The 24,056-nt window shown below is 57.0% G+C and carries 18 protein-coding genes and 4 tRNA genes; 16 read left to right on the top strand and 6 right to left on the bottom strand.

The window, feature by feature from the left end:
• Window positions 1-149 precede the first annotated feature (149 nt).
• From GHO03_RS03775 to GHO03_RS03790, 4 genes are all read left to right on the top strand, one after another.
• Entirely contained in the window at window positions 150-623 is a 474-nt protein-coding gene (locus GHO03_RS03775) for a MarR family winged helix-turn-helix transcriptional regulator (protein WP_095020911.1), read from the top strand.
• Complete coding sequence (locus GHO03_RS03780; protein ID WP_095022906.1) at window positions 620-2,095, top strand: efflux transporter outer membrane subunit; 1,476 nt, start codon at window positions 620-622, stop codon at window positions 2,093-2,095. Before GHO03_RS03775 ends, GHO03_RS03780 begins: the two co-directional genes overlap by 4 nt.
• A 9-nt stretch (window positions 2,096-2,104) precedes the next feature.
• Window positions 2,105-3,310, top strand: a complete 1,206-nt coding sequence (locus GHO03_RS03785; protein WP_153399195.1) for an efflux RND transporter periplasmic adaptor subunit — start codon at window positions 2,105-2,107, stop codon at window positions 3,308-3,310.
• A gap of 63 nt (window positions 3,311-3,373) precedes the next feature.
• Entirely contained in the window at window positions 3,374-4,903 is a 1,530-nt protein-coding gene (locus GHO03_RS03790) for a DHA2 family efflux MFS transporter permease subunit (RefSeq protein ID WP_095001714.1), read from the top strand.
• A gap of 120 nt (window positions 4,904-5,023) precedes the next feature.
• Here GHO03_RS03790 and lpxH read toward each other — a convergent pair whose 3' ends face one another.
• Both lpxH and GHO03_RS03800 read right to left on the bottom strand, forming a co-directional pair.
• Window positions 5,024-5,761 carry a UDP-2,3-diacylglucosamine diphosphatase gene (lpxH, locus tag GHO03_RS03795; RefSeq protein ID WP_372241702.1) on the bottom strand — a complete coding sequence of 246 codons (738 nt, stop codon included), beginning with the start codon at window positions 5,759-5,761 and terminating at the stop codon, window positions 5,024-5,026.
• Window positions 5,758-6,261 (bottom strand): peptidylprolyl isomerase, encoded by a 504-nt coding sequence (locus GHO03_RS03800; protein ID WP_095001712.1) that lies wholly within the window; start codon window positions 6,259-6,261, stop codon window positions 5,758-5,760. Before GHO03_RS03800 ends, lpxH begins: the two co-directional genes overlap by 4 nt.
• A gap of 277 nt (window positions 6,262-6,538) precedes the next feature.
• Between GHO03_RS03800 and GHO03_RS03805 the strand changes: the two genes are divergently transcribed.
• Window positions 6,539-8,236, top strand: a complete 1,698-nt coding sequence (locus GHO03_RS03805; RefSeq protein ID WP_095019323.1) for a glutamine--tRNA ligase/YqeY domain fusion protein — start codon at window positions 6,539-6,541, stop codon at window positions 8,234-8,236.
• 22 nt (window positions 8,237-8,258) lie between these two features.
• Complete coding sequence (cysS, locus tag GHO03_RS03810) at window positions 8,259-9,641, top strand: cysteine--tRNA ligase (protein ID WP_095001710.1); 1,383 nt, start codon at window positions 8,259-8,261, stop codon at window positions 9,639-9,641.
• Window positions 9,642-9,861: 220 nt separating this feature from the next.
• On the opposite strand, the gene folD is transcribed toward cysS, so the two are convergent.
• A complete protein-coding gene (gene folD, locus GHO03_RS03815; protein WP_088377854.1) occupies window positions 9,862-10,719 on the bottom strand; it encodes a bifunctional methylenetetrahydrofolate dehydrogenase/methenyltetrahydrofolate cyclohydrolase FolD in 858 nt (285 codons plus the stop codon).
• A 280-nt stretch (window positions 10,720-10,999) separates the two neighbouring features.
• On the opposite strand from folD, the gene GHO03_RS03820 reads away from it, so the two are divergent.
• The 10 genes from GHO03_RS03820 to GHO03_RS03865 all read left to right on the top strand — a co-directional run bounded on the left by GHO03_RS03820 (window position 11,000) and on the right by GHO03_RS03865 (window position 20,369).
• Window positions 11,000-11,076 (top strand) — tRNA-Arg (locus tag GHO03_RS03820).
• A 41-nt stretch (window positions 11,077-11,117) separates the two neighbouring features.
• A tRNA-His gene (locus GHO03_RS03825) sits at window positions 11,118-11,193 on the top strand.
• Between the two features lie 56 nt (window positions 11,194-11,249).
• Window positions 11,250-11,334 (top strand) — tRNA-Leu (locus tag GHO03_RS03830).
• A gap of 86 nt (window positions 11,335-11,420) precedes the next feature.
• A tRNA-His gene (locus GHO03_RS03835) sits at window positions 11,421-11,496 on the top strand.
• Window positions 11,497-11,855: 359 nt separating this feature from the next.
• A complete protein-coding gene (gene tig, locus GHO03_RS03840) occupies window positions 11,856-13,166 on the top strand; it encodes a trigger factor (RefSeq protein WP_029611584.1) in 1,311 nt (436 codons plus the stop codon).
• 90 nt (window positions 13,167-13,256) lie between these two features.
• Window positions 13,257-13,898 carry an ATP-dependent Clp endopeptidase proteolytic subunit ClpP gene (gene clpP / locus GHO03_RS03845; protein WP_095001709.1) on the top strand — a complete coding sequence of 214 codons (642 nt, stop codon included), beginning with the start codon at window positions 13,257-13,259 and terminating at the stop codon, window positions 13,896-13,898.
• A 106-nt stretch (window positions 13,899-14,004) separates the two neighbouring features.
• Window positions 14,005-15,288: an ATP-dependent Clp protease ATP-binding subunit ClpX gene (gene clpX, locus GHO03_RS03850; RefSeq protein ID WP_016782313.1), complete on the top strand. Its 1,284-nt coding sequence runs from the start codon at window positions 14,005-14,007 to the stop codon at window positions 15,286-15,288.
• 162 nt (window positions 15,289-15,450) lie between these two features.
• Window positions 15,451-17,847 (top strand): endopeptidase La, encoded by a 2,397-nt coding sequence (lon, locus tag GHO03_RS03855; RefSeq protein ID WP_095001708.1) that lies wholly within the window; start codon window positions 15,451-15,453, stop codon window positions 17,845-17,847.
• A gap of 148 nt (window positions 17,848-17,995) precedes the next feature.
• Window positions 17,996-18,268, top strand: coding sequence for an HU family DNA-binding protein (locus GHO03_RS03860; protein ID WP_016782315.1), 273 nt, complete (start codon window positions 17,996-17,998; stop codon window positions 18,266-18,268).
• Between the two features lie 229 nt (window positions 18,269-18,497).
• Complete coding sequence (locus GHO03_RS03865; RefSeq protein WP_153399197.1) at window positions 18,498-20,369, top strand: SurA N-terminal domain-containing protein; 1,872 nt, start codon at window positions 18,498-18,500, stop codon at window positions 20,367-20,369.
• 240 nt (window positions 20,370-20,609) lie between these two features.
• On the opposite strand, the gene fabI is transcribed toward GHO03_RS03865, so the two are convergent.
• The 3 genes from fabI to GHO03_RS03880 are packed head-to-tail and all read right to left on the bottom strand — an operon-like array spanning window position 20,610 to window position 24,055.
• On the bottom strand, window positions 20,610-21,404 hold the full coding sequence (gene fabI, locus GHO03_RS03870; protein ID WP_016782317.1) for an enoyl-ACP reductase FabI: 795 nt from the start codon (window positions 21,402-21,404) through the stop codon (window positions 20,610-20,612).
• 19 nt (window positions 21,405-21,423) lie between these two features.
• Window positions 21,424-23,034: an ABC transporter ATP-binding protein gene (locus GHO03_RS03875; protein WP_095020904.1), complete on the bottom strand. Its 1,611-nt coding sequence runs from the start codon at window positions 23,032-23,034 to the stop codon at window positions 21,424-21,426.
• Window position 23,035: 1 nt separating this feature from the next.
• Window positions 23,036-24,055, bottom strand: a complete 1,020-nt coding sequence (locus tag GHO03_RS03880) for an ABC transporter permease (RefSeq protein ID WP_095019320.1) — start codon at window positions 24,053-24,055, stop codon at window positions 23,036-23,038.
• Between the last annotated feature and the right edge of the window lies 1 nt (window position 24,056).

Raw genomic sequence — 24,056 nt, forward strand, 5'->3', positions numbered from 1 at the left:
CCATCATCTAGATAGTTGCTCTCTTAGGCACCGGTTTGCGTGCCCGCTGAAAAACCAGATAGATAGCCACCTAATAATCGGCTTGACATTAGCTGCCTAGACAGTAATATTTAGAAACATTACTGCCTAGGCAGCTTCCTGGTGCCCTGATGAAGCATTTTCACCCCGATAACTTTCAAAACTGCACCCTGGGTTTGCTCCTGGGGCGCACGGCCATGCTCAAAGACAAGATCATTGACCGCCATATGGAGCCTTACGGCATCACCGCGGCGCAGTTCAAGGTGCTGATCATCATGGCCCAGTTCGACGTCGACACTCCGGCTGAGCTTTGCCGCCATCTGTGCCTGGACAGCGGCTCGATGACGCGCATGCTCGATCGTCTTGAGCAGAAAAACCTGCTGGTGCGCCAGCGTTCCGAGGCTGACCGTCGCCAGGTGCGGCTGGTACTGAGCGAAGACGGCAAGGCCCTGGCAGGCCTTCTGCCGAAGGTCGGTGCCGATGCGATGAACCAGCTGGCCGGCGCCATCAGCCCGCAAGAACTGCAAAGCCTGGAACAGATCCTCAAGAAAATACTGTTGGCAGCGGGTGATCCCATCACTGTCATGCGTTTAGGTGAAAAATGAGCCACAAGACACTGCGTACAGGCCTTAGCCTGGTTTTTACGTCGATGCTGCTGGCCGGTTGTGCCAGCTACAGCGGGCTGAACACCGAGGGCGTGAGCCAGGACGGGAAAAACCTGGAAGCGGCCAGGACCCTTGCAGGCATTGCCGTCAGCCCGGCGGCATGGCCTGAAAAGGACTGGTGGAAGCGCCTGGGCGACACTCAGCTGGATGGCTTGATCGAACAAGCGTTGCGCGACAGCCCTGATATGCAAATAGCGAGTGCCCGCGCCCATCAAGCAACGGCTGCAGCCGGGGCTGCAGATGCCGCACGCATGCCGACCCTGGATGCCGAGGCCGATGTTTCGCGTTCGCGCCTGTCGCGTTCCCAGGATCCGACCGGCCAGGGTGGCCGTTACGACACGCTACGTAACGCCAGCCTGACATTTAATTACACCTTCGACCTATGGGGTGGCCAGCGTGCGGCCTGGGAAGCGGCGTTGGGCCAGGCCCGCGCTGCCGAAGTCGACACTCAGGCCGCGAGCCTGACCCTGGCTGCCGATGTAGCGCGGGGGTATAGCAGCCTGGGACATGCCTTTATCGTGCGCGACCTGGCCAGGGATGACCTGGAACGCACCGGTAAAATGCTGGACCTGAGCAAGCGCCGCCTGCAAGCCGGTATCGACAGCCATTACCAGTACCAGCAAACCGAAAGCCTTGAGGCCAGCTCCCAGGAGCAGTTGATCAATGCTGAAAAACAACTCAAAAGTGCACGCATCGCGCTGGCGGTGTTGTTGGGCAAGGGGCCGGACCGCGGGATGGATATCGCTCGCCCGAAAACCCTCGCCCCGGGCGCCGTGGCGTTACCGAGCAGCTTGCCAGCTGAACTGCTGGGGCGTCGCCCCGATCTGGTGGCTGCGCGCTGGCGGGTAGAGGCAGCGAGCAAGAATATTACCGCCGCCCGGACGCGTTTTTATCCCAATCTCAATTTGAGTGCAGCGGCGGGAACCCAGTCGTTGCTGGGTGATGCGCTGTTCGGTTCTGCCAGTCGCTTCCTCAATATTGCCCCGGCGATTTCGCTGCCGATCTTTGATGGCGGGCGTTTGCGTGCCGGGCTGGACGCAGAGGACGCCAATTACGATCTGGCGGTGGCGCAATACAACAAGATCCTGGTCGGCGCCCTGGGCGATGTCAGTGACACCCTGGCGCAGTTAAGTGCCGTGGGCCAGCAGATAAGCGCCCAGCAACGGGCCACCCAGATCGCTCAGGAGTCGTTCGATACCGTCTTGCAGCGCTACGGCTCGGGTGTCGGCAACTACCTCGACGTGCTCAGCATCGAGCAGCAATTGTTGCAGGCGCAGCGCCAGCTGGCGGGCCTGAATGCCGAGCAGATCGACCTTTCGATTCAACTGATGCAAGCCCTGGGCGGCGGACTTGAGCCCGGCAATCCGGCTGCGGCCGCTCCCGCTGAAGCCCTCGCTGGCAGAATAATTTAGGTACCCGTCATGGCCACTGTGCAAGCACCGAATGAAACGCAACAACCCCAGGACGCTGCCAGCCAGCGCAAACGCAAGCTCTGGCTGAGCGGCCTGGCAATTTTGGTCATCCTGCTCGGGCTGGGTGTCTGGGCCTGGGAAGAGCTCTATGGTCGCTGGAATGAAAGCACCGACGATGCCTATGTAAATGGCAACGTGGTTGAAATCACCCCGTTGGTCACCGGTACGGTGGTGAGTATCGGCGCCGATGATGGCGATCTGGTGCATGAAGGGCAGGTGCTGATTGATTTCGATCCGAGCGATGCCCAGGTCGGCCTGCAGAGCGCTGAAGCCAATCTGGCCCGTACCGTGCGCCAGGTACGCGGCCTGTTCAGTGATGTGAAGGGCATGAAAGCCCAGGTGGCTGCGCAGAAAGTTGAAGTGCAGAAAAACCAGGACAACTACAGCCGCCGTAAAAGCCTCGCAGCAGGCGGGGCGATCTCTCAGGAAGAGTTGTCCCATGCCCGGGATGATCTGTCTTCGGCGCAAAGCGCCTTGCGCAATGCCGAGCAAAAACTCGACACCACCCTGGCGCTGGTCGATAACACCACGGTGGCCAACCACCCGGATGTGAAGGCTGCAGCGGCGCAACTGCGCCAGGCGTACCTGGCCAATGCCCGTTCCACCCTGATTGCGCCGGTCACCGGTTATGTGGCCAAGCGCACCGTGCAGCTGGGCCAGCGGGTTCAGCCGGGCACGGCGTTGATGGCGGTCATTCCGCTTAACCAGCTGTGGATCGATGCCAACTTCAAGGAAACCCAGTTGCACAAGATGCGTATCGGGCAGGCGGTGGATATTGAGTCTGATATCTACGGCAGCGGCGTGAAATACAGCGGCACCATCGACAGTATCGGTGCCGGTACCGGCAGTGCATTTGCTCTGTTGCCCGCGCAAAATGCCACGGGCAACTGGATCAAGATTGTCCAGCGTGTGCCGGTGCGTATTCATATCAATGCCGATGAGCTGGCCGAGCACCCGTTGCGGGTCGGCTTGTCGACGACTGTGGATGTCAACCTGCGTGACCAAAGTGGTCCGGTACTGGCTCAGCAACCGCCGCAAAAAGCTTCGTTCTCCACCACGGTGTATGCGCAGCAATTGGTCGATGCCGAAGCCCTGATTACGCGTTTGATTGACAGCAACAGCGCTGGCACTGGCGACATGGCCGCCCAACGCTGATTCGCCAATCCATGAGCCCCGCCGCAAGGGTGGGGCTGCATCCCCGGTTTTAAAGGATTTGCGATGAGTACAAACGCGTCATTTTCCCCTCCCAGCCTGGTAATGGCCACGATCGGCCTGTCGCTGGCGACCTTTATGCAGGTGCTGGACACCACCATCGCCAACGTCGCCTTGCCCACCATCTCCGGTAATCTTGGAGTGAGTTCGGAGCAGGGTACCTGGGTCATTACGTCATTTGCGGTCAGTAACGCGATTGCCTTGCCGTTAACCGGCTGGCTCAGCCGGCGTTTTGGTGAGGTTAAGTTATTTCTGTGGGCCACGATGCTGTTCGTTCTGGCCTCGTTTTTGTGCGGTATTTCCACCTCGATGCCAGAGCTGGTCGGGTTTCGCGTGCTCCAGGGGCTGGTGGCAGGGCCGCTTTATCCCATGACCCAGACTTTGCTGATTGCGGTGTATCCCCCGGCAAAACGGGGGATGGCATTGGCATTGCTGGCAATGGTCACGGTGGTTGCACCGATTGCCGGGCCTATTTTGGGCGGCTGGATCACCGACAGTTACAGTTGGCCGTGGATCTTCTTTATCAATATCCCGATCGGTATTTTTGCCGTGATGGTGGTTCGTCAGCAACTCAAGGCGCGCCCGGTGGTGATTACCCGTCAACCGATGGATTACGTGGGGCTAATCACCTTGATCATCGGTGTGGGTGCGTTGCAGATCGTGCTCGACAAGGGCAATGATCTGGACTGGTTCGAGTCCAGTTTCATTCTCTCGGGCACGGCGTTATCGGTAGTGGCACTGGCGGCCTTTATCATTTGGGAAATGACAGACAAGCATCCGATCGTCAACTTGCGCCTGTTTGCTCACCGTAACTTCCGGATTGGCACCATTGTGCTGGTGTTGGGTTATGCCGGGTTCTTTGGTATCAACCTGATTTTGCCGCAATGGCTGCAGACGCAGATGGGCTATACCGCTACCTGGGCCGGTCTGGCGGTGGCACCGATCGGGATCTTGCCGGTTTTGATGTCGCCCTTTGTGGGCAAGTACGCGAATAAATTCGACTTGCGCCTGTTGGCCGGGCTGGCCTTTTTGGCTATTGGCCTGAGCTGCTTTATGCGTGCCGAGTTCACCAATGAGGTGGATTTTCAGCATATCGCGATGGTGCAGCTGTTTATGGGGATTGGCGTGGCCCTGTTCTTTATGCCGACCTTGACCATTTTGATGTCGGATTTGCCGCCGCATCAGATTGCTGATGGCGCGGGGCTAGCGACCTTCCTGCGTACACTGGGCGGCAGCTTTGCGGCGTCCTTGACCACCTGGATCTGGATTCGCCGGGCGGATCAGCATCATGCCTACTTGAGCGAAAGCATCAGCGCCTATGACCCTGTGACCCGGCATACGCTCGAAAGCCTGGGGGGCGCCAGCACGCCCGCCTATGCACAGATGGACAAGATTCTTACCAGTCAGGCCTATATGTTCTCCACCGTGGATTACTTCACCATGATGGGTTGGCTGTTTATGGGCTTGATTCTGCTGGTGTGGCTGGCGAAACCACCGTTTATAGCCAAGGCGGGGCCGGCGACCAGCGGGCATTAGAGGTAGAGGGGCTGGAGCCCTGCAAGTCCTTGTGGGAGCGAGCCTGCTCGCGAAAGTCTGCATGCGGTTTATCTGTGATGTTGCGCAGAAACCTTCGCGAGCAGGCTCGCTCCCACGAGTTTACTGTGCGCCAGGCGGAGCAAAATCAAACGGCGCCAGCTGCATGCCTTGCTCATCCACTTGCAGTACCCAGCCCTGGCGGTCCCAGTCACCCAGCACAATGCGCCGGGCGGTCTGTTCGCCGATCTGCAGTTTGTGTATCGCCGGGCGGTGGGTGTGGCCGTGAATCAGGGTGTGCACACCAAAGTGCGCCATGATCCGGGGTACTTCCTCGGGGGTCACGTCAACGATGTCGTTGGCTTTCATGCGGGTCTGGGCGCGGCTTTCGCTGCGCAGCTTGCGCGCCAGTTTATGCCGCGTGCTCAGCGGCAGGTGGCGCAGGATCCACAAAGTGACGGGGTTGCGCAGGATGCGTCGCAGGCGCATATAGGCTTCGTCGCGCGTGCACAGGCTGTCGCCGTGCATCAACAAAACCGGTTCGCCATAGAAGTCGACCACGCTGGGGTCTTTGATCAGGGTGCAGCCAGCCGCTTTACAAAAGGCCTGGCCCAGTAAAAAGTCGCGGTTGCCGTGCATCAGAAAGATCTGCGTGCCGGTCTCGCTCAGGGTGCGCAGCGCTGCACAGATCGAGCGCTGATAGGGGGTCATGGCATCGTCGCCAATCCAGGCTTCGAAAAAGTCGCCCAGGATGTAGAGCGCCTGAGCCGAGCGCGCACGCCCGGTCAGGAAATCCAGAAACGCCCGGGTAATGTCCGGGCGCTCCTCTTCCAGATGCAAATCTGAAATCAGCAGTATCACTCAATGATCTCTGCTTTCTCGACGATCACGTCATCTTTAGGCACGTCCTGGTGGCCGGCTTTGGACGTGGTGGCAACGCCTTTGATCTTGTCTACTACGTCCTGGCCTGCAACGACTTTACCGAATACGGCGTAGCCCCAGCCCTGAGCGGTTTTGCCGCTGTGGTTGAGGAAGCTGTTGTCAGCCACGTTGATGAAGAACTGGGCGGAAGCCGAATGCGGTTCCATGGTGCGAGCCATGGCCACGGTGTACTTCTCGTTCGGCAGGCCGTTGTCGGCTTCGTTCTGGATGCTTGGACGCTTGTCTTTCTTTTCTTTCATGCCTGGCTCAAAACCGCCGCCCTGGATCATGAAGTTGCCGATTACACGGTGGAAAACGGTGTTTTCGTAGTGGCCGGCTTTTACGTATTCGATGAAGTTGGCTACGGTGATCGGTGCTTTTTCAGCGTTCAGTTCGATCACGATGTCGCCGTGGTTGGTGCTCAGTTTTACTTGGGTCATGGTCGTATCGCTCTATCAGGGAATTCGTCGGGCCGGGGAGCGGGGTGAACACACCTCAATCTCCCGGGCTGGCTGGGTAGATACAGCCGCGGGCGGAGTTTAGCGTGCTCGCACGGCATTTCGATGGTGTTTTTCCCATATGGGGACTAAAAGCCGGCATTTCAATCGCTTTGATTGAGCACCTGCTCTGTCAGTGACTTGGCGGCATCGGCTATGATAGGCGCTTTGATTTAGTCGGCCGACCCAGGCCGCGCACCCTGTTACGTTCAAGGATCCTATGAGCAAGCCCACTGTCGACCCCACTCTGAATCCAAAGGCTGGCCCTGCTGTCCCGGCTAACTTCCTGCGTCCAATCGTTCAGGCGGACCTAGACTCGGGTAAATACACACAGATCGTGACCCGCTTTCCGCCGGAGCCAAACGGCTATCTGCACATCGGTCATGCCAAATCCATTTGTGTGAACTTTGGGCTGGCTCAAGAGTTTGGCGGCGTGACGCATTTGCGTTTTGACGACACCAACCCGGCAAAAGAAGACCAGGAATACATCGACGCCATCGAAAGCGACGTCAAGTGGCTGGGCTTCGAGTGGGCCGGTGAAGTGCGTTACGCGTCGCAATACTTCGATCAACTGCACGAGTGGGCGATTTACCTGATCAAAGAAGGCAAGGCCTACGTCTGCGACCTGACGCCCGAGCAAGCCAAGGAATACCGCGGCAGCCTGACCGAGCCCGGCAAGAACAGCCCGTTCCGCGACCGCAGCGTTGAAGAGAACCTGGATCTGTTCGCCCGCATGACCGCCGGTGAGTTTGAAGACGGCAAGCGTGTGCTGCGCGCCAAGATCGACATGGCCTCGCCGAACATGAACCTGCGCGACCCGATCATGTACCGCATCCGTCATGCCCATCACCACCAGACCGGTGACAAGTGGTGCATCTACCCCAACTATGACTTCACCCACGGTCAGTCGGATGCCATTGAAGGCATCACCCATTCGATCTGCACCCTGGAGTTCGAAAGCCATCGTCCGCTGTACGAATGGTTCCTGGACAGCCTGCCAGTACCGGCGCGCCCGCGTCAGTACGAGTTCAGCCGTCTGAACCTCAACTACACCATCACCAGCAAGCGCAAGCTCAAGCAGCTGGTCGATGAAAAGCACGTCAACGGCTGGGATGACCCGCGCATGTCGACGCTGTCGGGTTTCCGCCGTCGCGGTTACACGCCTAAATCGATTCGTAATTTCTGTGACATGGTCGGCACCAACCGTTCTGACGGTGTTGTTGACTTCGGCATGCTGGAATTCAGCATTCGTGACGATCTGGACCACAGCGCGCCGCGCGCCATGTGCGTGCTGCGTCCATTGAAAGTGATCATCACCAACTACCCGGAAGGTCAGGTCGAAAACCTCGAGCTGCCTTGCCACCCTAAGGAAGACATGGGTGTGCGGGTGTTGCCGTTTGCCCGTGAAATCTACATCGACCGTGAAGACTTCATGGAAGAGCCGCCAAAAGGCTACAAGCGTCTTGAGCCTGCGGGCGAAGTGCGTTTGCGCGGCAGCTATGTGATCCGTGCCGACGAAGCGATCAAGGATGCCGATGGCAACATCGTTGAACTGCATTGCTCGTACGATCCGCTGACCCTGGGTAAAAACCCCGAGGGTCGCAAGGTCAAGGGTGTTGTGCATTGGGTGCCGGCGGCTGCCAGCGTCGAATGCGAAGTGCGTTTGTATGATCGTCTGTTCCGCTCGCCGAACCCTGAAAAGGCCGAAGACGGCGCGGGCTTCCTGGAAAACATCAACCCTGACTCGCTGCAGGTACTGACCGGTTGTCGTGCTGAACCCTCGCTGGGCAATGCACAGCCGGAAGACCGTTTCCAGTTCGAGCGCGAAGGCTACTTCTGCGCAGATATCAAGGACTCGAAACCCGGTCACCCGGTATTCAACCGTACCGTGACCCTGCGTGATTCGTGGGGCCAGTGATCAAGTTTTGAAGGAACAAGCCGTGCTTACGATCTACAACACGCTCACCAAGAGCAAAGAAGTTTTCAAGCCGCTGGACGGCAACAATGTGCGCATGTACGTGTGCGGCATGACCGTGTACGACTACTGCCACATCGGCCATGGTCGCAGCATGATTGCCTTCGATCTGGTGACCCGCTGGTTGCGTTTCAGCGGCTACAACCTGACCTACGTGCGCAACATTACGGACATTGAAGACAAGATCATCAATCGTGCGCGTGAAAACGGCGAGCCTTTCGAGGTGCTGACCGAGCGCATGATCGCGGCCATGCATGAAGATGAAGCGCGGCTCAATATCCTCAAGCCGGATATGGAGCCTCGTGCCACGGATCATATCCCTGGCATGCACGCGATGATCCAGACCCTGATCGACAAGGGTTACGCCTATGCCCCGGGCAATGGTGACGTGTACTACCGCGTTGCCAAGTTCATGGGCTACGGCAAGCTGTCGCGCAAAAAGATCGAAGATCTGCGCATCGGCGCGCGCATCGAGGTCGACGAGGCCAAGGACGATCCGCTGGACTTCGTGTTGTGGAAAGGCGTCAAGCCGGGCGAGCCGAGCTGGGAGTCGCCGTGGGGCCCGGGTCGTCCGGGCTGGCACATTGAATGCTCGGTGATGTCTACCTGCTGCCTGGGTGAGACCTTCGATATTCATGGCGGCGGCAGCGACCTGGAGTTTCCGCACCATGAGAACGAAATCGCCCAAAGCGAGGCGGCTACGGGTAAAACCTACGCCAACGCCTGGATGCACTGCGGGATGATTCGCATCAATGGCGAGAAGATGTCCAAGTCCTTGAACAACTTCTTCACCATTCGCGACGTTCTGGCGAAGTATCACCCGGAGGTTGTGCGTTATCTGTTGGTGTCGAGCCACTACCGTAGTTCGATCAACTATTCGGAAGACAATCTCAAGGATGCCAAGGCAGCCCTTGATCGCTTCTATAACGCACTGAAAGGGTTGCCCAAGGTTGCTCCGGCCGGTGGTGAAGCCTTTGTTGAGCGCTTTACCCAGGTCATGAACGACGACTTCGGTACGCCGGAAGCCTGTGCGGTGCTGTTCGAGATGGTTCGCGAGATCAACCGGTTGCGCGAAACCGATCTGCAGGCGGCTGCCGGTCTGGCGGCACGTCTCAAGCAATTGGCCGATGTGCTGGGTGTGTTGCAGCTTGAAGCGGATGACTTTCTGCAGGCCGGTGCTGAAGGCAAGATCGATGCCGCTCAGGTGCAGGCCTTGATCGATGCGCGTCTGGCTGCCCGCGCTGCCAAGGACTGGGCGGAGTCTGACCGTATCCGTGATCAGCTCGCGGCAATGGGTGTGGTGCTGGAAGACAGTAAAGGCGGGACAACCTGGCGCTTGGCTGACTAGATTGCCCGTTGTGTGAACAAAAGCCCGTACGGGGCGTGATGCTGATGATTTTGTGGGAGCGAGCCTGCTCGCGAAGGTCTCGGGTGGGCTTTCGCGAGCAGGCTCGCTCCCACAATTGAGGTCATGGCATTGCGCCAAGTGCGGGCTTTTGTTTGCCCGGATTTTAGCGGCGCCAATAAAAACGGCACCCGAAGGTGCCGTTTTTTTGCAGCGCTTTGCACTAGTTGCCGTGCAATTCTTCGGCTGCGTACAAGGTGTTTTCCAGCAGGCAGGCACGAGTCATCGGGCCTACGCCGCCCGGTACCGGGGTGATCCAGCCCGCGCGGGGCAGGGCGGTCTCGTACACCACGTCGCCCACCAGCTTGCCATCAGCCTGGCGGTTGATGCCCACGTCGATGACGATGGCGCCTTCCTTGATCCATTCGCCTTTGACCAGGCCAGGCTTGCCGGCAGCTACCACCACCAGGTCGGCGCGGCCAACGTGGCCGGCCAGGTCCTTGGTGAAACGGTGGGTTACGGTCACGGTGCAGCCAGCCAGCAGCAATTCCATGGCCATCGGGCGTCCAACGATATTGGAGGCGCCGACAATGACCGCGTCCATTCCGTACAGGTCCTGGCCGGTGCTTTCCAGCAGGGCCATGATGCCTTTGGGGGTGCATGGGCGCAGCAGCGGGATGCGTTGGGCCAGACGACCGACGTTATAGGGGTGGAAACCGTCGACATCTTTGTCCGGGCGGATACGCTCCAGCAGTTTGGAGGCATCCAGATGGGCAGGCAGAGGCAGTTGCAGCAGGATGCCGTCGATGTTCGCGTCGTCATTGAGACGGTCGATCAGGTCGGTGAGGTCCTGTTGGGTCGTGTCGGAGGGCAGGTCATAGGCTTGGGAAATAAAGCCTACCTCTTCGCAGTCTTTACGCTTGTGCGAAACATAAACCTGGGAAGCAGGATCGCTGCCGACCAGAATCACTGCCAGACCAGGGGTGCGCAGGCCTTGCTCGTGGCGCTCGGCGACACGTTTGGCAATCTGCTGGCGCAGGCTGGCGGCGATCGCTTTGCCGTCGATTAGTTGTGCAGTCATTACGCGTGATTAACCATCGTAAAGGGTGGAAAAAGGACGTGCATTCTCGCATGCCGCGGCGCGAGGGCAAAGGCGCCTGGTCTGTTTATTGCCCTAACTCCTTTATATTTCTAAACTTTTTTTAAAAAACAGTTGACGACTTACGGGCTCACCTATAACATTCGTCGCACTTGTCGGGCACAGCCTAGCACTGGTTAAGAAGGTAGAGCGAAGTTGTTGTCCAGCTTGGTGATACTGAAAGCACTTGGTTTGTAGTCGTCAAAGAATACAGGCTAACAATGCGCCCGTAGCTCAGCTGGATAGAGCATCCGCCTTCTAAGCGGATGGTCGCAGGTTCGAGTCCTGCCGGGTGCGCCATTAGGCAGCTTTGGCACAAGTAAAGCAGTACAGGCAATATGGTGGGCGTAGCTCAGTTGGTAGAGCACGGGATTGTGACTCCCGTTGTCGAGGGTTCGATCCCCTTCGTCCACCCCATATTTAGAAAGCCGCCAGATTAAAAGTCTGGCGTCTTTGCTTCAAGAGTTTGAAATGCGGATGTGGTGGAATTGGTAGACACACTGGATTTAGGTTCCAGCGCCGAAAGGTGTGAGAGTTCGAGTCTCTCCGTCCGCACCAAATTTTGATAGAGCCGCTTGTAGCGGCTTTTTCTTTGGTTGTAACTGTCGGCTTCCAGGAGCAGGCAGCGTTGTAAACGCACTATGGTGGGCGTAGCTCAGTTGGTAGAGCACGGGATTGTGACTCCCGTTGTCGAGGGTTCGATCCCCTTCGTCCACCCCATATTAAAAGAAAACGCCAGACTAACCCTCTGGCGTTTTTTTGTATCTGCGGTTTGAGAATCGCATATAGGGGTGTCGTTCGGCGCCTTGTTTCCCGCATGCTTAGCGTCCTCTGTGATTTGTGTGACAATGCGCGCAGATCGGGGTAGCTCCAAAGGCTGCCCGTTATCGCTAATTGATCAGTGCAGTCTTCTATCTATATAGAAGGCGAGGCGGATGGCTGCTTTTACTTAATTTCTGTCGGTCGTTTCTTAGGGTGTTTGCGGTAGGGTGACTTCTTGAGTTTGACCCACTAGAATGCTTGCCCTTGATTATGGGGTCGGAAACGGCCGGCTAATGTCTGTGCAACGAGGAATATCCATGCAAGTTTCTGTTGAAAATACTTCCGCTCTTGAGCGTCGCATGACCATTGGCGTGCCAGCTGAGCGTATTGAGGCTGAAGTCAACAAGCGTCTGCAACAGACTGCCCAAAAGGCCAAGATCCCGGGCTTCCGTCCAGGCAAGGTGCCAATGAGCGTAATCCGTCAGCGTTACGAAGCTGATGCGCGCCAGGAAGCGCTGGGCAATGTAGTCCAGTCTTCGTTCTACGAAGCTGTGGTTGAGCAGAAGCTGAACCCGGCTGGTGCTCCTTCGATCGAGCCTAAGGTTTTCGAAAAAGGCAAAGATCTGGAATACGTTGCTACTTTCGAAGTATTCCCTGAATTCGAAGTGACCGGTCTGGACACCATCGCTATCGAGCGCCTGAGCGCCGAAGTGGCTGATGCCGACCTGGACAAGATGCTGGACGTGCTGCGCAAGCAGAACACCCGCTTTGAAGTGACTGATCGTGCTGCCCAGAACGATGATCAGCTGAACATCGATTTCGTTGGCAAGGTAGACGGCGAAGTATTCGCTGGCGGCTCCGCCACCGGTACTCAGCTGGTGCTGGGTTCGGGCCGCATGATTCCTGGCTTTGAAGAAGGCCTGGTAGGCGCCAAAGCCGGTGAAGAGCGCGTTCTGAAACTGACTTTCCCTGCTGACTACCAGAATCTGGACCTGGCTGGCAAAGAAGCCGAGTTCACCGTAACCGTGAACACTGTTTCCGAGCCTAAGCTGCCAGAGCTGAACGAAGAGTTCTTCGCCCAGTTCGGTATCAAGGAAACCGGTCTGGAAGGCTTCCGCGCCGAAGTTCGCAAGAACATGGAGCGTGAACTGCGTCAGGCCATCAAGTCCAAGGTCAAGAACCAGGTAATGGACGGCCTGCTGGCTGCCAACCCGATCGAAGTGCCGAAGTCGCTGCTGGCCAACGAAGTTGACCGTCTGCGCGTGCAGGCTGTTCAGCAGTTCGGTGGTAACATCAAGCCTGATCAACTGCCGGCAGAGCTGTTCGAAGAGCAAGCCAACCGCCGTGTAGTGCTGGGTCTGATCGTGGCTGAAGTGGTCAAGCAGTTCGACCTCAAGCCTGACGAAGATCGCGTTCGCGAAATGATTCAGGAAATGGCTTCCGCTTACCAGGAGCCAGAGCAGGTTGTAGCCTGGTACTACAAAAACGACGCGCAATTGAACGAGGTTCGTTCGGTTGTGCTGGAAGAGCAAGTTGTGGATACTGTTCTGCAGAAGGCCAAGGTGACCGATAAAGCGGTCTCTTACGAAGAAGCTGTCAAGCCGGTGGAAGCTCCACAAGCCGACTGATTTCTGACTCGTTAGAAAACACAACCATAAGCCAGCCTCGAGCTGGCTTATGCGTATCCAGACAAGACTATTTGGGAGTGACTGCCGGACATGTCCCGCAATTCTTATATTCAGCAGAACTCTGATATCCACGCCGCTGGCGGCCTGGTCCCGATGGTTGTCGAGCAGTCCGCCCGTGGCGAACGCGCTTACGACATCTACTCGCGCCTCCTGAAGGAGCGAATCATCTTCCTGGTCGGCCCCGTAGAAGACTACATGGCCAACCTGGTGGCTGCGCAGCTGCTGTTCCTTGAAGCCGAGAACCCGGACAAGGACATCCACCTGTACATCAACTCGCCGGGCGGTTCGGTGACTGCAGGCATGTCGATCTACGACACCATGCAATTCATCAAGCCTGACGTGTCGACCATCTGCATCGGCCAGGCCTGCAGCATGGGTGCCTTCCTGTTGGCCGGTGGCGCACCGGGCAAGCGTCACTGCCTGCCGAACTCGCGCATGATGATTCACCAGCCACTGGGCGGTTTCCAGGGTCAGGCGTCGGATATCGACATTCATGCCAAGGAAATCCTCAACATCCGTCACCGTTTGAACTCGCTGCTGGCTCACCACACGGGCCAGACTCTCGAAACCATCGAGCGCGACACCGAGCGTGACAACTTCATGAGCGCCGAGCGTGCAGCCGAATACGGTTTGATCGACTCTGTGTTCAGCAAGCGTCAAATGCCCGCTTAAGCAGCTCAAATGTGGGTGGTTGGGTTAACCGGCCACCTGCGGGCTTGAAAAAGCCCGCAGTTGCCTTCATCTTGTGTTGCAAGCCTATCGGATTTGGATCGATCGAATGACTGACACCCGCAACGGCGAGGACAACGGCAAATTGCTCTATTGCTCCTTCTGTGGCAAAAGCCAGCATGAAGTGCGCAAATTGATTGCCGGCCCCTCGGTCTTTATCTGCGACGAATGCGTTGACCTGTGCAATGACATCATCCGTGAGGAGGTGCAGGAAGCCCAGGCCGAGAGCAGCGCGCATAAATTACCATCGCCAAAAGAAATCAGCGGCATCCTTGATCAATACGTCATTGGTCAGGAACGTGCCAAAAAGGTTTTGGCTGTAGCGGTGTACAACCACTACAAGCGCCTCAACCAGCGTGACAAGAAAAACGACGACGTCGAACTCGGCAAGAGCAACATCCTGCTGATCGGCCCTACCGGTTCGGGTAAGACCCTGCTGGCAGAAACCCTTGCACGCCTGTTGAATGTACCTTTCACCATCGCTGACGCAACCACGCTGACTGAAGCCGGTTACGTAGGCGAAGATGTTGAAAACATCATTCAGAAGCTGCTGCAGAAATGCGATTACGACGTAGAAAAAGCCCAGATGGGCATTGTCTACATCGATGAAATCGACAAGATTTCGCGCAAGTCTGACAACCCTTCGATTACCCGTGATGTTTCCGGTGAAGGTGTGCAGCAGGCATTGCTCAAGCTGATCGAAGGTACCGTGGCTTCCGTACCGCCTCAAGGCGGCCGCAAGCACCCGCAGCAGGAGTTCTTGCAGGTTGATACCCGCAACATCCTGTTTATCTGCGGTGGTGCGTTCTCGGGCCTTGAGAAGGTTGTACAGGCTCGCTCGACTCGCGGCGGCATCGGCTTCAGTGCCGAAGTGCGCAGCAAGGAAGAGGGCAAGAAGGTTGGCGAATCCCTGCGTGAAGTCGAGCCTGACGATCTGGTCAAGTTTGGCCTGATCCCGGAATTCGTGGGTCGTCTGCCTGTGCTGGCAACCCTGGACGAGCTGGACGAGGCTGCCTTGATGCAGATCCTCACCGAACCGAAGAACGCCTTGACCAAGCAGTACGGCAAGCTGTTCGAGATGGAAGGTGTAGATCTTGAGTTCCGTGCCGACGCCTTGAAGGCCGTGGCCAAGCGTGCTCTGGAGCGCAAAACGGGCGCTCGTGGCCTGCGTTCGATTCTTGAAGGCGTGCTGCTCGACACAATGTATGAAATCCCCTCGCAATCCGAGGTGAGTAAAGTTGTGATCGACGAAAGCGTTATAGAAGGCAAGTCCAAGCCGTTGTTGATCTATGAAAACAACGAAGCGACTGCCAAGGTTGCACCTGACGCGTAAATGTAATGCTGGCATTCCACATTGCGTGTTAAAGAAGGGGCCTTCGGGCCCCTTTGTTTTTCCTGTCGTTCAACGCTTGTTTTTTTTCAAGACTGCCCCCATCTTGGCTTCAAGCTTACATCCATCTGATTACGGCCTTATGGCCGCCGTAGAGGCGAAATCATGAAGACAACCATCGAATTGCCTCTCCTGCCGTTGCGTGATGTTGTTGTGTATCCGCACATGGTGATCCCACTGTTCGTGGGACGCGAGAAGTCGATCGAGGCCCTTGAGGCTGCGATGACGGGCGACAAGCAAATTTTGCTGTTGGCTCAAAAGAATCCGGCTGACGACGATCCGGGCGAAGATGCCCTGTATCGCGTCGGTACCATTGCAACTGTTCTGCAACTGCTCAAGCTCCCGGACGGCACGGTCAAAGTGCTGGTTGAGGGTGAGCAGCGCGGTGCGGTTGAGCATTTTGGTCAGGCAGATGGTTATCTGAGTGCCGAAGTCTCCCTGATTGACGAAGTGGCTGCCCCGGATCGCGAGTCCGAGGTCTTTGTGCGCAGCCTGCTTTCGCAGTTCGAGCAATACGTGCAACTGGGCAAAAAAGTCCCGGCCGAGGTTCTGTCATCGCTTAACAGCATTGACGAGCCAAGCCGTCTGGTCGATACCATGGCTGCCCATATGGCACTCAAGATCGAGCAGAAGCAGGAAATCCTCGAAATCATCGATCTGCAGGCCCGTGTCGAGCACGTTCTGGCCCTGCTGGATGCCGAGATCGACTTGCTGCAAGTCGAAAAGCGCATCCGTGGTCGCGTCAAAAAGCAAATGGAGCGCAGCCAGCGCGAGTACTACCTGAATGAGCAGATGAAGGCCATTCAGAAAGAGCTGGGCGATGGTGACGAAGGTCACAATGAAATCGAAGAGCTGAAAAAACGCATCGATGCTGCCGGTTTGCCGAAAGATGCAATGGCCAAGGCCCAGGCGGAGCTGAACAAGCTCAAGCAAATGTCGCCAATGTCCGCAGAAGCCACCGTGGTGCGCTCCTACATCGACTGGCTGGTGCAGGTGCCGTGGAAGGCTCAGAGCAAGGTGCGCCTGGATCTCAAGCGTGCTGAAGACATTCTGGACGCAGATCACTACGGTCTGGACGAAGTCAAAGAACGGATTCTCGAATATCTTGCCGTGCAAAAGCGTGTGAAGAAAATTCGTGGTCCGGTTCTGTGCCTGGTCGGTCCTCCGGGTGTAGGCAAAACCTCGCTTGCTGAGTCCATTGCCCACGCAACAAACCGTAAATTCGTGCGTATGGCCTTGGGTGGCGTGCGTGACGAAGCGGAAATTCGTGGCCATCGCCGTACGTACATCGGTTCGATGCCAGGAAGATTGATTCAAAAGATGACCAAGGTTGGTGTGCGCAACCCGCTGTTCCTGCTTGATGAAATCGACAAGATGGGCAGTGACATGCGCGGCGATCCGGCGTCTGCACTGCTTGAAGTGCTCGATCCCGAGCAGAACCACAATTTCAACGACCATTACCTCGAGGTTGATTACGACCTCTCCGATGTGATGTTCCTGTGTACGTCCAACTCGATGAACATCCCGCCAGCCTTGCTGGACCGGATGGAAGTCATTCGTCTGCCTGGCTACACCGAAGACGAAAAAATCAACATTGCTGTCAAATACCTGGCCCCGAAACAAATTGAAGCCAATGGCTTGAAGAAGGGCGAGCTGGCATTTGATAACGAAGCCATCCGCGACATGATCCGCTACTACACCCGCGAAGCCGGTGTGCGGGGCCTTGAGCGCCAGATTGCGAAGATCTGCCGCAAGGCGGTCAAAGAGCATGCGCTGGAAAAACGCTTTGCGGTCACCGTCACGCCGGAGCTACTTGAGCACTTTTTGGGCGTAAGAAAATTCAGCTACGGTTTGGCTGAAGTTCAGGACCAGATCGGTCAAGTGACCGGCCTGGCCTGGACCCAGGTGGGTGGCGAGTTGTTGACCATTGAAGCGGCCGTTGTTCCTGGCAAAGGCCAGCTGATCAAGACCGGTTCGCTGGGCGACGTGATGGTAGAGTCCATCACCGCTGCATTGACGGTGGTGCGCAGCCGCGCCAAGAGCCTGGGTATCCCGTTGGATTTCCACGAAAAACGCGATATTCACATTCACATGCCCGAAGGCGCTACGCCTAAAGATGGCCCTAGTGCTGGTGTGGGAATGTGTACTGCCCTGGTCTCTGCATTGACCCTGATTCCGGTACGCGCCGATGTTGCCATGACCGGTGAAATTACCCTTCGTGGTCAGGTGTTGGCGATTGGTGGCCTGAAGGAAAAATTACTTGCTGCTCATCGTGGTGGCATCAAAACTGTAATTATTCCTGAAGAGAACGTTCGTGACCTGAAGGAAATTCCTGACAACATCAAACAGGATCTTCAGATTAAACCGGTTAAATGGATTGACGAAGTCCTGCAAATTGCGCTGCAATACGCCCCGGAGCCCTTGCCGGATGTGGCTCCCGAGATTGTTGCCAAGGACGACAAACGAGAATCTGACTCTAAGGAAAGAATTAGCACGCATTAATACGGATTCGCCTGACGGGCTTTCTTGACGCTTTTTAGAGCCCTTGTTATAAAGCGGCTCTATAAGTGTCCGTAAGTGCTTCAGCAGTCGTTTTGCTTTTACCAAAAAACTTTAGAAACATACTCAGACAGATATAAGGGGACTTAGAGTGAACAAGTCGGAACTGATTGATGCTATCGCTGCATCTGCTGATATCCCGAAAGCTGCAGCTGGCCGTGCGCTGGACGCAGTAATCGAATCCGTCACTGGCGCTCTTAAGGCTGGCGACTCTGTGGTACTGGTTGGTTTTGGTACTTTCTCTGTAACCGATCGTCCTGCCCGTATTGGTCGTAACCCACAGACCGGTAAAACGCTGGAAATTCCTGCTGCCAAAAAGCCAGGCTTCAAAGCCGGTAAAGCACTGAAAGAAGCGGTTAACTAAGTTTCTGTAACACCTTTTACCCAACCGGGTCAGGCGCACGCCAGGCTTGGCAGCGGAGCGGTAGTGCAGTCGGTGGCAACATCGATGTGTCACGCCGGGGGTCGCGGGTTCGAGCCCGGTCCGCTCCGCCAGTTACGAGAAGGCGCATCCTCGGATGCGCCTTTCTTCTATCCGGACTCTACCCACGCTCCACGGTTGCTCATTATGCAAGACCGTTTCTGGGGGAAGCATGCTGCAAAATATCAGGGACAATTCACAAGGCTGGATTGCCAAGACCATCATCGGTGTCATCGTCGCGTTAATGGCGTTGACCGGTTTCGATGCCATTTTTCAAGCCACCTCTACCAGCCTGGATGCTGCCAAGGTTAACGGTGAAGAAATCACCCAGGTTGAACTGAGCCAGGCCGTCGATATGCAACGCCGGCAGCTGCTGCAGCAGTTGGGCAAGGATTTCGACTCGTCGTTGCTGGATGAAAAAATGCTGCGTGAAGCGGCCCTCAAAGGGTTGATCGATCGCAAGCTGTTGCTGCAAGGCGCCAAAGACGCGAAGTTTTCGTTTTCTGAAGCCGCTTTGGACCAAGTCATTCTGTTGACTCCTGAATTTCAGGAAGACGGCAAATTCAGCCCTGAGCGTTTCGACCAGGTGATCCGTCAACTGGGTTACGGTCGCTTGCAGTTCCGTAACATGCTGGGCGAAGAAATGCTGATTGGTCAGCTGCGTGCCGGTCTGGCGGGCAGTGGTTTCGTGACCGACGAACAGGTGAATGCGTTCGCCCGTCTTGAGAAACAAACCCGTGATTTCGCTTCGCTGAACATCAAGGCCGACCCGGCTGCGGTGAAACTGAGCGATGACGAAATCAAGGCTTACTACGACGAGCACGCCAAGGAATTCATGACCCCTGATCAGGTCGTGATCGACTATATCGAGTTGAAGAAATCTTCTTTCTTTGACCAGGTAGCCGTGAAGGATGATGAGCTTCAAGCGTTGTATCAAAAGGAAATCGCCAACCTGGCCGAACAGCGCCGCGCTGCGCATATCCTGATCGAAGTGAACGACAAGGTCAGCGACGAGCAGGCCAAAGCCAAGATCGCCGAGATTCAGCAGCGTCTGGCCAAAGGTGAAAGCTTCGAAGCTCTGGCCAAGGAGTTCTCCCAGGATCCGGGTTCGGCTGCCAATGGCGGTGACCTGGGCTTCGCAGGCCCTGGTGTTTACGATCCTGTGTTCGAAACGGCTGTTTACGGGTTGAAGCAGGACCAGGTTTCGGAGCCGGTACGCACCAGCTTCGGTTATCACCTGATCAAGCTGCTGGGTGTTGAAGCACCTGAAGTGCCGAGCTTTGCCAGCCTGAAAGACAAGCTGACCCATGACCTGAAAACCCAGCAGGTTGAACGCCTGTTTGTCGATGCAACCAAGCAATTGGAAGACTCGGCATTTGAAGCGTCCGATCTGGCTCAGCCAGCTCAAGAGCTTAAGCTGACTGTGCATACCTCTGCGCCATTTGGTCGCGAGGGCGGCGAGGGTGTCACCGCCAATCGCGCTGTGATTCAGGCCGCATTCAGCACCGAAGTGATGGATGAGGGCGCGAACAGTACAGCCCTGGAGCTGGACCCTGAGACCGTAGTGGTGTTGCGCGTCAAGGAGCACAGCAAGCCTGAGCAGTTGCCGCTGGAGGCTGTTGCCTCGAGCATTCGTGCGCAACTGGTCAAGGAGCACGCCAGTGCTGCGGCCAAAGCCCGTGCCGAAGAAATCATCAAAGAGCTGCGCGATGGCAAGCTGCCGTTGAACCAGCCGGTTGATGGTCAGGCGTGGAAGGTCCAGGAAGCGGTTGCCCGTGGTCAGGAAGGTATTGATCCTGCCGTGCTGCAAGCGGTATTCCGCATGCCGAAACCTGCAGCCAAGGACAAGCCGACATTCAGCAGTGTCACCCTGGCAGATGGCACTGTGGTTGTATTGCGTTTGAACGGCGTCAACGATGCAGTAGCGCCGACTGAAGAAGAGAAAGCGTCGTATCGCCGCTTCCTCGCTTCGCGTGTTGGCCAGCAAGACTTTGCTGCCTACCGCAAGCAGTTGGAAAACGAAGCCAAGGTTGAGCGCTACTAAGTTCAGCCTGCTTCGCTAAAAATGGCCGCTCATTGAGCGGCCATTTTTTTGCGCCGGTTTTTTTGTGGGAGCGGGCTTGCTCGCGATGGCATCCATGCGCTCTGTCTGGCGTATCGCGTCGTTTGTTTCGCGGGCAAGCCCGCCCCCACAGATCATCTCCCAGAGATTGTCGCGAGGCAAAAAAACGCCCGATGCAATCTCTGCACCGGGCGTTTTTGAGTAGCGCTTGTAACGAAGGGTTTACTCTTCGAGGCTGCCCATGGCGGTAGTGTTGAAGCCACCGTCTACGTACATGATTTCGCCGCTGATGCCCGATGCCAGATCCGAGCACAGGAAGGCGCCGGCATTGCCGACTTCGTCGATGGTCACGTTGCGACGCAGTGGCGTCTGCGCTTCGTTGGCCGCCAGCATTTTGCGGAAGTTCTTGATGCCCGACGCTGCCAGGGTACGGATCGGGCCTGCCGATACGCAGTTAACGCGAGTACCCTCAGGGCCCAGGCTGCCTGCCAGGTAACGTACACCGGCTTCCAGGCTGGCCTTGGCCATGCCCATCACGTTGTAGTTAGGCATGGTGCGCTCGGCGCCCAGGTAGGACAGGGTCAGCAGGCTGCCGTTGCGACCTTTCATCATCGGGCGACCAGCCTTGGCCAGGGCCACGAAGCTGTAGGCGCTGATGTCGTGAGCGATGCGGAAGCCTTCACGGGTGGTGGCGTCGGTGAAATCGCCATCCAGCTGGTCGCCAGGAGCGAAACCTACGGAGTGAACGATGCAGTCCAGACCGTCCCACTTCTTGCTCAGGTCTTCGAAGACCTTGGCGATTTCTTCATCGCTGGCAACGTCGCAAGGGAAGCACAGCTCAGGGTTCGAACCCCAGCCTGCGGCGAATTCTTCAACACGACCTTTCAGCTTTTCGTTCTGATAAGTGAAAGCCAGCTCGGCGCCTTCACGGTGCATGGCGGCAGCAATGCCAGAAGCGATGGACAATTTGCTAGCGACACCAACGATCAGTACGCGCTTACCGGTGAGAAAACCCATGTGTTGTTCCTCTATCAGGTTAATCGACAGCCACTGGTGCCAAAAAGGCGGCTTCCAGCAGCTGTTGTGTATATGGATGTTGCGGTGAGGCAAAGATACTTTGCGCATCACCCTGTTCGACCACTTGGCCATGCTTGACCACCATCAATTGGTGGCTCAGCGCTTTGACGACAGCCAGGTCATGGCTGATAAACAAATACGTCAGGTTGTGCCTGGCTTGCAGTGAGCGCAGCAGTTCAACAACCTGGCGTTGTACTGTGCGGTCCAGCGCAGAGGTTGGCTCGTCCAGCAATATCAACTCCGGCTTTAACACCAGTGCGCGGGCAATGGCGATTCTTTGCCGTTGTCCGCCTGAAAACTCGTGAGGGTAACGGTGCCGGGTTTCCGGATCCAGACCTACTTCTCGCAAGGCTTCAATAATTGCACTTTCCTGTTCCGCTTCGGTGCCCATACGGTGAATGCGCAACCCTTCACCGACAATCTCGCTGACGCTCATGCGCGGGCTGAGACTGCCAAACGGGTCCTGGAATACCACCTGCATTTCCCGTCGCAATGGCCTGACTTCTTTCTGTGACAGACAGTCTAGCCGTTTGCCTTCAAAGCTGATCAGGCCCTTGCTGGCAATCAGACGCAAAATCGCCAGGCCCAGCGTTGATTTGCCCGATCCGCTTTCACCCACAATTCCCAGGGTCTGCCCCTGGGGCAAGCTGAAATTGATACCGTCCACCGCTTTCACGTAATCGACGGTCTTGCGCAGCAGGCCTTTCTTGATCGGGAACCATACCTTCAGGTCCTCGACTTGCAGCAATGGCGGACCGGCAATGGTGCTGGCCGGGCCTCCGCTGGGCTCTGCGCTGAGCAGTTCCCGGGTGTAAGGATGCTGCGGCGAACGGAACAGCTGCTCGCACGATGCTTGTTCGACGATTAAACCGCGCTGCATGACACATACGCGATGCGCAATTCTTCGTACAAGGTTCAAATCGTGACTGATCAGTAACAACGACATGCCCAGGCGGGCTTGCAGATCCTTGAGTAAGTCGAGGATTTTAAGCTGAACGGTCACGTCCAGGGCGGTGGTAGGTTCGTCGGCAATCAGCAGTTCGGGTTCATTGGCCAGGGCCATGGCGATCATCACGCGCTGTCTCTGACCCCCTGAGAGCTCGTGTGGCAGCGCCTTGAGGCGTTTGTGAGGCTCGGGTATGCCTACCAGCTCCAGAAGCTCCAGGGTGCGCAGGGTAGCGGCCTTGCCGGTGATCCCCTTGTGAATGCCGAGCACCTCATTGATTTGTTTTTCAATGCTGTGCAGCGGGTTCAGGGAGGTCATGGGCTCCTGAAAAATCATCGCAATGCGGTTGCCGCGAATGTTGCGCAGCTTTTTCTCGTCCACGCTGAGCAAATCCTCGCCGCCGTAGGCGATGCTGCCGCTGGGGTGGCGTGCAAGGGGGTAGGGCAGCAACCTGAGGATCGAGTGCGCGGTCACGGATTTGCCCGAACCGCTTTCGCCCACCAGGGCCAGGGTTTCGCCGCGCCTGATATCAAAACTGACGCCTTGCACCACCCGCTGCGGTGTGTCACCCGCTACAAACTCGACGCTGAGGTCGCGCACTTCGATCAGATTGTCCTGCGTCATCTTATTTCCTCGGGTCGAAGGCATCGCGAGCGGACTCACCGATAAACACCAGCAGGCTGAGCATGATGGCCAGCACTGCGAATGCACTGATGCCCAGCCAGGGCGCTTGCAGGTTGGACTTGCCCTGGGCCACCAGTTCGCCCAGCGACGGCGCGCCCGGGGGCAGGCCGAAGCCCAGGAAGTCCAGGGCAGTGAGGGTGCCGATGGCGCCAGTGAGGATAAACGGCATAAAGGTCATGGTGGAGACCATGGCGTTGGGCAGGATGTGGCGGTACATGATGGCCATGTCCTGCATGCCCAGGGCGCGGGCGGCGCGCACATACTCCAGATTGCGCCCACGCAGGAATTCGGCGCGCACGACGTCCACCAGGCTCATCCACGAGAACAGCAGCATGATGCCCAGCAGCCACCAGAAATTGGGCTGCACAAAACTGGCGAGAATGATCAGCAGGTACAACACGGGCAAGCCTGACCAGATTTCCAGAAAGCGCTGACCGGCCAGGTCGACCCAGCCACCATAAAAGCCCTGCAAGGCCCCGGCGATCACGCCGATGATGGAGCTCAGTACCGTCAGGGTCAGGGCGAACAGCACCGATATGCGAAAGCCATAAATCACTCGGGCCAGCACGTCGCGGCCCTGGTCGTCGGTGCCCAGCCAGTTCTCGGCGGAGGGCGGTGCAGGGGCAGGGACTTTCAGGTCGTAGTTGATGCTTTGATAGCTGTAGGGGATGGGTGGCCACACAACCCAGGCATCTTTCTTGGCCAGCAGTTCACGGATATACGGGCTTTTGTAGTTGGCTTCGAGGGGGAATTCACCGCCGAAGTCGGTCTCTGGATAGCGCTTGAGCGCCGGGAAATACCACTCCCCGTCGTAATTGATCACCAAGGGTTTGTCGTTGGCAATGAACTCGGCGTTCAGGCTGAGCCCGAACAGCACCAGGAAGATCCACAGCGACCACCAGCCACGCTTGTTGGCTTTGAAACGGGCAAAACGGCGTCGATTGAGGGGGGATAGCTTCATC

Source organism: Pseudomonas sp. FSL R10-1339 (assembly GCF_009600545.1).
GTDB classification, from domain to species: domain Bacteria; phylum Pseudomonadota; class Gammaproteobacteria; order Pseudomonadales; family Pseudomonadaceae; genus Aquipseudomonas; species Aquipseudomonas bubulae.

Bases quoted from the DNA above. Each gene is read 5' to 3' on its own strand.
- GHO03_RS03875 (WP_095020904.1), bottom strand. From the start codon at position 23,034: ATGACGCAGGACAATCTGATCGAAGTGCGCGACCTCAGCGTCGAGTTT.
- GHO03_RS03800 (WP_095001712.1), bottom strand. From the start codon at position 6,261: ATGACCCAAGTAAAACTGAGCACCAACCACGGCGACATCGTGATCGAA.
- GHO03_RS03785 (WP_153399195.1), top strand. From the start codon at position 2,105: ATGGCCACTGTGCAAGCACCGAATGAAACGCAACAACCCCAGGACGCT.
- lon (WP_095001708.1), top strand. From the start codon at position 15,451: ATGAAGACAACCATCGAATTGCCTCTCCTGCCGTTGCGTGATGTTGTT.
- GHO03_RS03790 (WP_095001714.1), top strand. From the start codon at position 3,374: ATGAGTACAAACGCGTCATTTTCCCCTCCCAGCCTGGTAATGGCCACG.
- clpX (WP_016782313.1), top strand. From the start codon at position 14,005: ATGACTGACACCCGCAACGGCGAGGACAACGGCAAATTGCTCTATTGC.
- GHO03_RS03805 (WP_095019323.1), top strand. From the start codon at position 6,539: ATGAGCAAGCCCACTGTCGACCCCACTCTGAATCCAAAGGCTGGCCCT.
- GHO03_RS03780 (WP_095022906.1), top strand. From the start codon at position 620: ATGAGCCACAAGACACTGCGTACAGGCCTTAGCCTGGTTTTTACGTCG.
- GHO03_RS03880 (WP_095019320.1), bottom strand. From the start codon at position 24,055: ATGAAGCTATCCCCCCTCAATCGACGCCGTTTTGCCCGTTTCAAAGCC.
- clpP (WP_095001709.1), top strand. From the start codon at position 13,257: ATGTCCCGCAATTCTTATATTCAGCAGAACTCTGATATCCACGCCGCT.
- folD (WP_088377854.1), bottom strand. From the start codon at position 10,719: ATGACTGCACAACTAATCGACGGCAAAGCGATCGCCGCCAGCCTGCGC.
- GHO03_RS03775 (WP_095020911.1), top strand. From the start codon at position 150: ATGAAGCATTTTCACCCCGATAACTTTCAAAACTGCACCCTGGGTTTG.
- tig (WP_029611584.1), top strand. From the start codon at position 11,856: ATGCAAGTTTCTGTTGAAAATACTTCCGCTCTTGAGCGTCGCATGACC.
- fabI (WP_016782317.1), bottom strand. From the start codon at position 21,404: ATGGGTTTTCTCACCGGTAAGCGCGTACTGATCGTTGGTGTCGCTAGC.
- GHO03_RS03865 (WP_153399197.1), top strand. From the start codon at position 18,498: ATGCTGCAAAATATCAGGGACAATTCACAAGGCTGGATTGCCAAGACC.